The organism is Bradyrhizobium sp. AUGA SZCCT0222, assembly GCF_018130205.1.
Lineage (GTDB): Bacteria > Pseudomonadota > Alphaproteobacteria > Rhizobiales > Xanthobacteraceae > Bradyrhizobium.
Genome location: NZ_JAFCLX010000014.1, coordinates 12210 through 24137 on the forward strand (window position 1 = coordinate 12210; position 11928 = coordinate 24137).

Annotated in this window: 10 protein-coding genes; 3 read left to right on the forward strand and 7 right to left on the reverse strand. The window is 62.7% G+C overall.

Annotated features, from left to right (window positions below):
- Positions 1–5 precede the first annotated feature (5 nt).
- Entirely contained in the window at positions 6–599 is a 594-nt protein-coding gene (locus tag JQ629_RS14665; RefSeq protein WP_212413290.1) for a YdcF family protein, read from the reverse strand.
- A gap of 105 nt (positions 600–704) precedes the next feature.
- Entirely contained in the window at positions 705–1313 is a 609-nt protein-coding gene (locus JQ629_RS14670) for a hypothetical protein (RefSeq protein WP_212413291.1), read from the reverse strand.
- A 69-nt stretch (positions 1314–1382) separates the two neighbouring features.
- On the opposite strand from JQ629_RS14670, the gene JQ629_RS14675 reads away from it, so the two are divergent.
- On the forward strand, positions 1383–1817 hold the full coding sequence (locus JQ629_RS14675; protein WP_192737728.1) for a hypothetical protein: 435 nt from the start codon (positions 1383–1385) through the stop codon (positions 1815–1817).
- Positions 1818–1932: 115 nt separating this feature from the next.
- Here the strand turns inward: JQ629_RS14675 and JQ629_RS14680 are convergent, their stop codons facing one another.
- Entirely contained in the window at positions 1933–4335 is a 2403-nt protein-coding gene (locus JQ629_RS14680) for a bifunctional diguanylate cyclase/phosphodiesterase (RefSeq protein WP_212413292.1), read from the reverse strand.
- A gap of 411 nt (positions 4336–4746) precedes the next feature.
- Positions 4747–4965, reverse strand: coding sequence for a hypothetical protein (locus tag JQ629_RS14685; protein WP_212413293.1), 219 nt, complete (start codon positions 4963–4965; stop codon positions 4747–4749).
- A gap of 389 nt (positions 4966–5354) precedes the next feature.
- On the opposite strand from JQ629_RS14685, the gene JQ629_RS14690 reads away from it, so the two are divergent.
- Positions 5355–6434, forward strand: a complete 1080-nt coding sequence (locus JQ629_RS14690) for a lysylphosphatidylglycerol synthase transmembrane domain-containing protein (RefSeq protein WP_212038756.1) — start codon at positions 5355–5357, stop codon at positions 6432–6434.
- A gap of 87 nt (positions 6435–6521) precedes the next feature.
- Positions 6522–8474, forward strand: a complete 1953-nt coding sequence (locus JQ629_RS14695; RefSeq protein ID WP_212413294.1) for an SGNH/GDSL hydrolase family protein — start codon at positions 6522–6524, stop codon at positions 8472–8474.
- Positions 8475–8637: 163 nt separating this feature from the next.
- Here JQ629_RS14695 and JQ629_RS14700 read toward each other — a convergent pair whose 3' ends face one another.
- From JQ629_RS14700 to JQ629_RS14710, 3 genes are all read right to left on the reverse strand, one after another.
- The gene (locus JQ629_RS14700) at positions 8638–9249 is read right to left on the reverse strand and encodes a DUF2147 domain-containing protein (RefSeq protein ID WP_212413295.1); all 612 of its coding nucleotides are present in this window, start codon (positions 9247–9249) and stop codon (positions 8638–8640) included.
- Positions 9250–9430: 181 nt separating this feature from the next.
- Positions 9431–10693: an urea ABC transporter substrate-binding protein gene (gene urtA, locus JQ629_RS14705; protein ID WP_249135056.1), complete on the reverse strand. Its 1263-nt coding sequence runs from the start codon at positions 10691–10693 to the stop codon at positions 9431–9433.
- A 134-nt stretch (positions 10694–10827) separates the two neighbouring features.
- A complete protein-coding gene (locus tag JQ629_RS14710; RefSeq protein WP_212264249.1) occupies positions 10828–11856 on the reverse strand; it encodes an NAD(P)/FAD-dependent oxidoreductase in 1029 nt (342 codons plus the stop codon).
- Positions 11857–11928 lie beyond the last annotated feature (72 nt).

Sequence of the window (11928 nt, forward strand, 5' to 3'; positions counted from 1 at the left end):
CGCCCTCATCTCACCGGCCACTCGGCGATGAAGCCCTTCGCCTTGTACGGCTCGATCTTGTCCCATTCACAGAGCATGCGCCGCCTGAATTCGGGATCGGTGTGCCAGAGCGACCGCGGTGTCGCAAAGCTGTCGACCGTGACCAGCATTTTCTCCACTTCCGGCCAGTGCCGGTGCAGCGTCATCGGATAGCGGCGCGCGGTCCAGGTATTGCCGAGGCAAATCACGCTGCGAACATGCGCCAGCCCCAGCGCGGCGTCGATGACCGGGAGCGAGAAGATCACATTCTCGCCGGTGTTCATCGCGCGATCTTCCCGCAGGATCCGCCCGGGCGGGATGCCGCGTGCGATCATCGCGTCCGCAATGATTTCGCATTCCGAGCGCGCCGATCCCGGCGTGATCCCGCCGCTGACGACCGAGCAGCGAAAATAGCCGTCGCGCCAGAGCCTCACCGCCTCATCGACGCGCTCCCTGACATCGACGCGGGTGCCGAACACGAACAAGAGATCAGCCGGCTTCAGCGGCGTGCGGATCAAATGCTGCGCATTGATGGCGGCAATCTCGGCCTCGGTCGGCAATCGCGTGCTTCGATCCGTCACTTCATGCTCGCAGCAATGCTCATCCAACCGCGGGGAACGCATTGGCACGTTGCCGCATGCGGCGCCCTTGGCGAAGTCACATTTGATTGCGCTTGATTGCGCGTTCTACGGCAGCAATGCTTGCGGCAAATGGTCGAAGTCGTAAGCGCGCGGCCGGTTGCGCTTGATGAAGCCGCCGATCTGCCAGCTGAACAGCGCGACGAAGCCAACCAGAAACAACGCGCCGTACCATTCACCGGTCGCGAACGCGCGCACCAGAAGTCCGGCCATCGCGATGCCGAGCAACGTCACCATCGCAAGGGCCGCGGCGTAGGTGATCCGTCCGATACCGGCGATCAACGCGGCCTTGCTGCCCGCCTTCGCCATACGCCGATGCAACTCGGTGATGAAGGCACGATAGTCGTGATCCTGCGGCACCATCAGCGAGACGGTTTGCCAGGTGGTCGAGAGAATGGTGATGCGTCCACCATCCCTGCCCTGGAGGTCGGCGCGGAAACGGCGGGACTGCATCGACGACGGCTTGTAACTGAGGCGGATCGCCGCGATGTCGGCGTAACCCCAGACACCGGACTTGCCCGAGATATGCCAGGACAAGCCGGCATCGGTCAGCTTGAATTCATGCGCCGATCCGATCAGCGACGCCTTGTAGACATAGCGGGTTTCGGGCGCGCTATCGCCCGATGTCTCCGTCCTGTCCGGTAGTGAGGTTGGCAATTCAAAAATCCCGGTAGGGGCCGAGCGCGCAGCTTGCGCGGCCAGCCGGCTTTACCTTACAAGCAGGCCATGGCCGAGACGACCTATTTTCCGCGACGCCTGATTCTGGCCGGCGCGATGATATCCGGGGTGCTGCTGGCGCTTGCCGTTCACATGCTGGGCGCGCGCTACGGCCTCGACCTCGGCGGCCTGTGGCGATCCGATACCCGTGAGTTCATGCCCGCGGGCGCGGCCATTGCGTGGTGGCTGATTGCGAGCGTCGGGTTTTGCGGCGGCTATTTCACCGCCAATCTGATGCACAGTGCGGTGTCCGGCCAAATCCCGCAGCGGATGCGCCAGTTCCTGATCGCGGTCGGCGTGCTGATCCTGGCCGGCGCCGGCCAGGCCGCCTCCGCGCCGAGCCCGATCCCGACGATTTCGGGCGTGCTTTCGGGTCTTGCGGCGTTATGCCTCGGCGCCGTGATGGCATTCTGCGGCGCGCATTTCGCGCTGCGTAAGGCGTAACTTCAAACCCGATTCCTTTTTTGACGGGTTTTCTACCGCAGATAAGTCTACGCAATCTGCGTAAACTTGATTGCTATGCGAACCGGTATCCACTTCGCTCGAAAACGCTCTGCGATTACGCGACGATGCGCGCGCGCGGCTTCGACAGCATCGCGGCCACCTCGGCGGCGGGACGCGGCTTGCTGAACAGATAGCCCTGGGCCTGCGTGCATCCTTCGCGGCGCAGCAGATCGAACTGGGCCTCCGTCTCGACGCCCTCCGCGGTGGTGACGATCCCGAGACTCTTGCCCAATCCGGTGACGGCGCGGACGATGGCCATGGAATCGTCGCGCGTGGCCAGTTCAGTGACGAACGAACGGTCGATCTTGATCTTGTCGAACGGGAAACTGCGCAGATAGCTCAGCGACGAATAACCCGTTCCGAAGTCGTCGAGCGAGATCCTGACGCCAAAGCCGCGAAGCTCATGCAGAACCGCCAGCGTCGCCTCGCTGTTCTGCAACAGCACCGATTCCGTGATCTCCAGTTCGAGGCGTTGTGCCGGAAGACCGGAGGCCTGCAACGCTGACTTGACGGACAAGATCAGGTTCGGATTCTTGAACTGCACCGGCGAAAGATTGACGGCGACGGTGATATCCTCGGACCAGCCTGCGGCGTCAACGCAGGCCTGCCGAAGCACCCAATCACCGAGCGGAATGATCAGGCCAGTTTCCTCCGCCAGCGGAATGAAATTAGCCGGCGCGATCATCCCGCGAAGCGAATGATTCCAGCGTACAAGGGCCTCGAACGCGACGACGCTGTCGCTGGCGACGTCGCGGATCGGTTGATAATAGACCTCGAACTCGTCGCGTTGCAGCGCCGCCCGCAGATCCAGTTCCAGAATGCGCCGCGCCTGGGCGCGGGCATCCATTCCGCTCTCGAAGAAGCGATAGGTGCCACGGCCGTCGGCTTTGGCGCGATAGAGCGCGAGATCGGCCTTCTTCAGCAGTTCATCGGGGTGCTTGCCGTCCTCGGGCGCCAGCGAGATGCCGATGCTGACGCCGACGACGAGCTGGTGGCCCCCGATATCGTAGGGCTCCCCGATCTTCTCGACGATGTGGCTGGCAAGCAAGGCCACCGCCGACGGATCGCAGTCGCTGCAGAACTGCACGACCGCGAATTCGTCGCCGCCAAGTCTTGCCACCGTGTCGTGCTCGGTGACGCATTCGCCGAGCCGGCGGGCAACTTCTTTCAGCAGGGCGTCGCCGACCGGATGGCCGAGCGAATCGTTGATTTCCTTGAAATGATCGAGATCGAGGCAGAATACCGCGAGCTGATCGCTGCGCTTGACGAGCCGCAGCGCCTTCTCAAGCTGCTCGCGGAACAGCGTCCGGTTCGGCAGGTTGGTGAGCGCGTCATGGCGCGCCATATGTGTGATCTGCTCCTGCGCCGCCTGCCATTCGGTGATGTCCTCGAAGGTCGCGACCCAACCACCGCCCTCTTTGGGCTGATCGACGACGCGGATCGAACGACCGTTGCGGGTGACGACGCGGGTCAGGCTCTCGCCGGCTTTCGCCGCGGTCACCACAATGTTGAAGAATTCTTCGGGATCGCCGTCCCATTTTCCGATCGATTTCTGATCCTGCAGAACGTCGACCAACAGACGGCCCTGCAGGGGCATATTGGTCCGATCCATCATCTCGCTGTAGCGCTGGTTGAACAGCATGATGCGGCCGTCCGCATCGAACATGCAAAGTCCCTGCGACATGTTTGTGATCGCCGAGTCGAGCAGGACCTTCTGCTGGTGCAGCTCGCTGCTTGAACGGCGATCGAGCATCGCCGCCAGGAACGATATACCGAGGATGGCGAACGCCGCCACCGCGGTCAGAAAGGAAAGCGCGGCCGGCGAGATCGTCAATTCATCGGTGACGAGGGTGGGATCCGCAACGAGCGTCACCGCGCCCATCGCCGTGAAATGGTGGGAAACGATCGCGATCGTCAGCAGGCCCGTGGCGGCCAAGGTATGTTTGCGGTCATCCCGGCGCGCGGCGACAACGAACGCCAGGCCTGCGAACATGCTCCCGAGCATAACGGATGCCAGCACGATGCCGGGTGACCAGACGATGCGCGCCGGAAGCTCGAGCGCCATCATGCCGGTGTAGTGCATCGCTGCGACGCCAGCACCTACAATCGCGCCGCCCATCGCAAGCGTCGACCGGCGATCGTTGAGCAGGGCGACGCTGAGCCCGGCCGCCGCGATCGAGACGGCAAAAATCAGTGACAGCAGGGTGACCGGAATGTTGTACCCGGCCCCGGACCCGGGATCGTAAGCGAGCATCGCCACGAAATGGGTGGCCCAGATTCCGCAGCCGCCGACCGCAGCATCAAGGCCGACCCAGATCGCGCGGGTGCGGCCCTGTGAGGCCCGGGCGCGATGAAACAGGCTGATCGCTACCGCGCTGGCGAGCCAGCAAATGATGCCGCCAAGAACGACCAGCCGCAAATCATGCTCGGTGACGAGGCAATTCAGAACTTGATACATCACAGACCTCTGCTATCGGCCTGTAATGACGACGCTAATGGTGCATTTGGGGTAACCGACGCGGTTTCGTCTGCTTCGATGGTGAACAAATGCTTGGCGTCCTCGCGTGCCGGTTGCGGGTTCCTGCCGTTACCCGGTGATTCCCGGTATCGACCGAGCGCGGCCTCAAATGACGAACCGGTGAAGTGATCGGTGAGTACCTGTACCGGCAGTGGCGCCGGACAGAACCGCAGCCACGGACGCAAGAACGCGCGATTTGCATGCGCGGCGTTTTGCCTCAATGGACCGGACAAATCAGCTCGCGGCCCGCAGACCAACCGTGGGCTCCGCCGGCGCGTCGTCGCGCGGCAGCTCCACACCCGGGCGATCAAGTGGCCATAGCGACAAGCGCAGCGACGTAGGCGACATTGCTCAGCGTTGCTTCCAGCACGGCCGCAAACTCGCCCACGACTTCGTCACTTTCTGGATGATGCCGTCGATCGACGGGCAATTGACCGCCGTGCCCATCGGCCCCCCGCAGCGGAAGCACCTTTCCGGGCATGCGCCTGTTTCGTCGAGATGACACAAAAAGCCCCGTTTAAGCTGCTTTTCGGCCGCGTTCTCAGGCGTCTTCGGCGGCGACGCTTTCACGAGTTGTCTCTCAGCGTAATACTAGATGTCCGCAATTCGGGATGAACAAGCCGTTCATGGTCGTGATGCCTCCGAATAACCGTCCCTCGGCTTGGGAATGCGAACCGCGGCCCCCTCCTCAAGCCGATCTACGCGGGGCGGGCCCCGGTGACAGCGGAACGGCGCTTGCAAGAGAGCGTTGGGAATACGCCTGGCCGCGACTCACAATCGTTAACGCGGCCGCATATGTAGGACGTATGACAGGGTTGCCGAACGAACGCAGAAGCTAGGCTTGTCAAGGGCTGCACAACGGTTCGATTTTGGCTTATGTGTCTTCGCGCACGGTGCGTCTGACCGTCCCTGTCGCCTCGTTTGACAGGTTTTCTTTTGCCATCCCGCCGGGAGGATGAATGCATCGGCTGCTGACCACGCTTGGGCGTGGCTTCAAGGAGAAGATCGGCTGGAAACGGCTAGGGATCGCTGCGAGTCTCCTCATCATCATCCTTGCCGTCACCCATCTGGTTCACACCCTGAAGGGCGTCGACACCGCGATTATTCTGACCGCACTGACGGAAATCGCGCCGCATCGCATCGCGCTGGCTGCGCTGTGCGTGGTAGGCGCGTTTTGCACGCTGACCTTCTATGATTTCTTTGCGCTGCGAACCATCGGCAAGACGCACGTCCCCTATCGCATCGCCGCGCTGTCAAGTTTCACCAGCTACACCATCGGCCACAACATCGGCGCCACCGTTTTTACCGGCGGCGCGATCCGATTCCGGATCTATTCCGACTACGGCCTGACCGCGATCGATGTCGCCAAGATCTGCTTCCTCTCGGGTCTGACCTTCTGGCTCGGCAATCTGTTCGTGCTCGGCATGGGCATGGCCTGGCATCCCGAAGCGGCGACGGCCATGGATCTGCTGCCGCCTTCGGTGAACCGTCTGATCGCGCTCGGCTGCCTCGCCGGCATCGCGGCCTATTTCCTCTGGCTGGTGATGGGCGAGAACCGCCGCGAACTCGGCCAGAACGGCTGGAAGGTGGTGCTGCCCTCGGCGCGGCTGACGCTGCTGCAGGTCATGATCGGCGTCGTCGATCTCGGGTTCTGCGCGCTGGCGATGTATCTGTTGATGCCGACACAGCCCCATATCGATTTCGTTTCGCTGGCGGTGGTCTTCATCCTCGCAACGCTGCTCGGCTTCGCCAGCCATGCGCCGGGCAGCATCGGCGTGTTCGACGCCGCGATGCTGGTGGCGCTGCCCCAGTTCGGCAAGGAACAATTGCTGGCAACCCTGGTGGTGTTCCGGATCCTGTATTTCCTGATTCCCTTCGGCATCTCGATCTGGATCATGGGCGCGCGCGAACTCTGGCTCAGCGTGGTGCAGCCCTGGCAGGAACGCCGCAGGCTCGCGCAGGCCAGCCGCCAGATGAACGAACAGCCCCGCACGGCGGAGGTCCCGGTCAGGCAGCCGCTCAAGCGAGCCAAACGGTAACAGCGACGTTATCTGCCTGCTTCAGTCTTTTGGGTTACGAGGGTCGGGTTCTCTTATTTCTGCCTTACCGCTAACGTCAAACGCGCCATGGCCGGTATTTTACCTCGATCGATAGTATCAGTCGCGCTGCTCGCCGGCGCGCTGGCGGCGCTATCGCCTCCCCCTGCGGAAGCGCAGATCGCCCAAGGCGCCTTGCAGATTTCCTGGGAGGTCCGCAACCGCTTCCGGCTGTTCCGTGAAGAACGGGATTTCCAACTGCACGCCGAGGCTAGCCGCGGCCGCAGCATTCTGGCCGCGGAACAGGCGCTGGGATTGCAAAGCGACGGCCGCGGCTGGGCGCGCAACACCGTCAACCGGCTCTGCATCGATCTTGCCGGCCGCGTCAGCGAGCCCTGCACGCGCGACAACGTCAAGGAAAGCTATCTGACGCCGGTCGATCATCCCATCACCGTCCGCCTGACGGGACCGGTTCCGGTCGGCGCCACCTGCGCCTGGTCGTTCGACGACGGCGACGGACCGCAAGGATCCACGTTCGACTGCGCCGAGCCGGTCAATTTCAGGGTCCGCTACGGCCGTACCACCGTTGCCAGCGTCGACGTCTCCGCCGGCTCGGACGGCAGCCAGCGCGTCGCCACCGAGATCACGGTGCGCGACATCTTCATCGCCGGCCTCGGCGACAGCGTCGCCTCCGGCGAGGGGAATCCGGACCGGCCTATCGCGCTGTCCGATGAAGGCTTTTGCTTCCGCTCCTATCTGGGATCGGCCGCCTCACAATATTACCGTCCAAGCCGCGCCGGCTATAAAGGCGGACGGGCCTGTGAAGCCCCGGATACGATGGCCGTCTGGCAGCGGCAGAGCGCGCTCTGGCTCAATGCAGCCTGCCACCGCTCGCTCTACAGCTATCAGACGCGGACCGCATTGGCGCTCGCCGTACAGTATCCGCATATCGCGGTGACGTATCTGCCGCTGGCCTGCACCGGCGCCACCATCGCCGACGGCCTGTTCGGCTCGCAGCGCGCCCGTGACTGCCCGCCGTCGAAATCGGGCAGCTGCCGGGGCACGGTCAACGCCCAGCTCGCTGAACTGCGCGAAGCCGTCACGGCGGCCAAAGGCCGCCAGCCCGACCGCAAGCTCGATCTGGTGCTGCTGTCGGTCGGCGCCAACGACATTTATTTTTCAGGGCTCGTCGCCGACGTGATCGTCGACACGGCGACGGAGCGCGCCCTGTTCCGGCGCAGCGGCGTGCTGGCATCGGTCGAGGAGGCACGCGGCGCGCTGATGCGGGACCTCCCGCAAGGATTCGCCAAGCTGCGCGAGGCGCTGAAGCCGCTGGTCGGCGATATGTCGCGCGTCGTCTACACCTCCTACGCCAACCCGACGCTGGCCAATAACGGCACGCCGTGCCCCGGCGGACGGGCGGGCTTCGATATCCACCCCTCGTTCAACGCCGAGCCGCAACGGCTCGCCGCCGTCTCGAATTTCGTCGAGGGCGAATTCCTGCCGCAGCTGAAGGCGCTCGCGCTGTGCCAATCCGGCATCCTGTGCCGCAATCCGCGCGCCGACCGCATGACCTTTGTCGATGCGCATCAGGCGACGTTTGCGAGCCACGGTTTCTGCGCGCGTGCGGAGAGCGATCCCGAATTCGATCGCCAATGTTTCTCGGCCCGCGGCGAGAGCTTCGATCCCGACATCGTCACCGCCGCCAGCCAGCCAATGCTGTGCGGCCGCAGCGCCGGCGAATATCGCGCCTATCTGCCGCGCGCGCGCTGGATCCGCGACGCCAATGACAGCTACTTCGCGGCAATGACCTATCCGCTGGGCTTGCCGTCGTCGCAGCAGCCTGCCGACATCCACGACGCGACCTGGGGGGTTCTGTCGGCGGTGTATGGCGGCGCCGTGCATCCCACCGCCGAAGGCCACGCCGCGATGGCGGACGCGGCGCTGCCGGCCGCAGCCGCTGTGCTGCAACTGGATGCCGCCGTGCCTGAAGTGATTTCGCAGCCGGTATCGCCGATCCCGGCATTGCCGGGGACGCGTTAGCGTTCGATGACTTTTCTTCGGATCGTCATCCCGCTCTATCATTTTGGTTGAGCGTGATCTCCGCGCAAACGTTTCGCGTTTGTCGCAAGGGACAACCGGTGCCGCCCATCGGGTCGTGGCCCGAGGGCATGCTTGGCCGGATCATCTCCTCCAGCAGTTTTGCTCAACGCGCGGGGGCCGGCGCTCCAGGTGCAGGCGCGGGCGCCGTCGTCTTCTTTGCGACAGGCGCTTTCGGAGCGGGCTGCTTCATCGCCGCCGCCTGGGCCGGCAGATATTTCGCGATGATGGCCGGATCGAGCGAAACGATCGAGGAGTCCGGCAGCCGGGTCCAGATCTCATCCTTGCCCAATAATGAGAAGCCGAGATAGCCGCGCATGGTCAAAGTCTGTCCGTCGGGACTGACCGTCATCTTGGCTTTGTAGATCTTGCCATCGCGCGGATCGAGCACATTGCCATTCTCGTATTTCAGTCCGTCTCGCTTCATGTCGCGGATGAAGGAGAGCCCGAGCCACGGCTGATCTTTTCGATCGTCGGTGCATTTTGAGCAGACCGGATTGGGAGCATCGCCTGGCTCAGGAAAAAGCTTGGCAAACGCGCCTTCATAGATGCCGTCGCGATCGACCACCAGAAACCATCCGACCGGCTTCCCCTTCTCGACCTTTTGCCACAGCCCGGCGGCTGACGGCTCCGCCGTTTGCGCAGCAAGTTCGCAAACGAACGCAAGCCCCATCACGATCGGCAATATCAGTCGAACCACAAAAAGCGCACTTCGCATCGTCATCACCTGACTAATTTCACAAGATGAATGGCCGCAGACTAAGGCCATTTCGCGGACGGTTCCAGTGCCTGGAAGACGATCGCGAGACCGCGGCGAACGCGCCGCGGCCATTCGGTCATATTTTTGTTGGAATCGCCTCCGGCAAGAGCCGGAAATCGGCTCCATATGCAAACCGGCTTCAATGGTTGCCGCCACACTTGTTGGTCTTGGTATTGTAGTTGCCGCATTTCTTGCCAACCCAGTCGCCGATCAGGTCCCTGGAGCCCTCGAGTTCGTTCGACCATGCATCGCCGGCCACCAGGCCCGGGGCCTTCCACACCACGTCGAACTGACCATTGATTTTGACTTCACCAATGAACACCGGCTTGGTGATGTGATGGTTCGGAAGCATCTTCGCGATACCTCCGGTCAGATTTGGAGTTTCGATGCCCGGCAGCGCGTCGATCACCTTGTCGGCGTCGGTCGACTTCACCTTCTCGACCGCCTTGACCCACATTTCGAAACCGATGACGTGCGCTTCGATCGGATCGTTGGTCACGCGCTTCGGATTCCTGGTGTAGGCCTGCCAGGCCTTGATGAACTTCTCGTTGGCCGGATCCTTGATCGACTGGAAGTAGTTCCAGGCGGCCAGATGGCCGAGCAGCGGCCTGGTGTCGATGCCGGCAAGCTCGCCTTCACCGACCGAGAACGCGACAACCGGGATGTCGGTCGCCTTGATGCCCTGGTTGCCGAGTTCCTTGTAGAAGGGAACATTGGCGTCGCCGTTGATGGTGGAGACAACAGCCGTCTTCTTGCCGGCCGAGCCGAATTTCTTGATATCGGCCACGATCATCCGCCAGTTCGAATGACCGAACGGCGTGTAGTTGATCATGATATCTTCCTGCGCGACGCCTTTCGACTTCAGATAGGCTTCGAGGATCCTGTTGGTGGTGCGCGGATAGACGTAGTCGGTGCCGGCCAGCACCCAGCGCTTCACCTTCTCGTGCTTCATCAGGTAGTCGACCGCGGGGATCGCCTGCTGATTCGGCGCCGCCCCGGTGTAGAACACGTTGCGCTCGCTCTCTTCACCCTCGTATTGCACGGGGTAGAACAGGATCGAGTTCAGCTCCTTGAACACCGGGAGCACGGATTTGCGCGACACCGAGGTCCAGCAGCCGAATACGACGGCGACCTTGTCCTTGGTGATCAGCTCGCGGGCCTTTTCCGCAAACAGCGGCCAGTTCGACGCCGGATCGACCACGACCGCCTCGAGCTTCCTGCCGAGCACGCCGCCCTTCTTGTTCTGCTCGTCGATCAGGAACAGGACGGTGTCCTTCAGCGTGGTTTCGCTGATGGCCATGGTGCCGGAAAGCGAATGCAGGACGCCGACCTTGATGGTGTCGTCCGAACTCTCGCCACCAACGGCGCTACCCGCCGCCGGCAGCAGGGCGCACAAAAACAAGATGACCGCGCACCGCCTCACTCGGTTCGACCAACGTTTCACGGTGCTCTCCGAATGGGACAGCTCAGGGGCGCTGCTCTAAATGAACGTCAGTCGAACTCTTAGTCAAACACTTTCGTCGGATGCGCCGGCTGTCAGTTGACGCCGAGCTTCTTCTGCAGGCTCGATGACGAGGTCGTGTACTGGAAGACGAGGCGCTTGTCCGGGTAGACGTAACGGTGCGCCTTCTGCGCCATCAGCGCGCCCTCGTGGAATCCGCTCAGGATCAGCTTCAGCTTGCCCGGATAGGTGTTGATGTCGCCGATCGCAAAAATGCCCGATACATTGGTCTCGAAGGCGGCGGTTTCGACCGGCACCAGGTTGTTCTCGAGCGCAACGCCCCAGTTCGCAACCGGTCCGAGCTTCATGGTCAGCCCGAAGAACGGCAGCATCGTATCGCACTCGACTTTCGAGACCGCGTTGTCGTTGCCTTTCATCATGGCGCCCGAGAGCTTGCCGCCCTCGCCTTCAAGCGAGGTGACCTGACCGATCCTCAGGTCCATTTTTCCGGAAGCCACCAGTGCGCGCATCTGCTCGACGCTGTGCGGAGCGGCGCGGAAATCATCGCGCCGGTGCAACAGCGTCACGCGCTTGGCAATGGGGTGCAGATTGAGCGTCCAGTCGAGTGCGGAATCGCCGCCGCCGACAATCAGGATATTCTTGTCGCGGAACTGCTCCATCTTGCGCACCGCGTAGAACACCGAGGTGCCCTCATAGGCCTCGATGCCCGGCACCGGCGGGCGCTTGGGCTGGAACGAGCCGCCGCCCGCGGAGATCACGACCACCTTGCATTCGAACACCTGGCCGGCGTCGGTGGTGACGCGAAAGAGCGGATCGCCGATCTTCTCGATCGTCTCCACCATCTCGTTGAGGTGAAAGGTCGGATTGAACGGCTTGATCTGCTCCAGCAGCGCGTCGGTGAGGCCCTGGCCGGTGACAAAAGGAATGCCGGGAATGTCGTAGATCGGCTTTTCCGGATAGAGCTCGGCGCACTGGCCGCCGATCTTGTCGAGGATGTCGACCAGATGCGTCTTCATATCGAGGAGGCCCAGTTCGAACACGGCGAACAGTCCGCAAGGACCTGCACCAATAATCAGCACATCGGTTTTGATCGCTTCGCTCATCTCAGCTTCTTTTCGGTTGGACCGCGCCGATGGCCTGGGCGGCGCTTCTGGGGCAGCGTCTGTCTAGCCAAC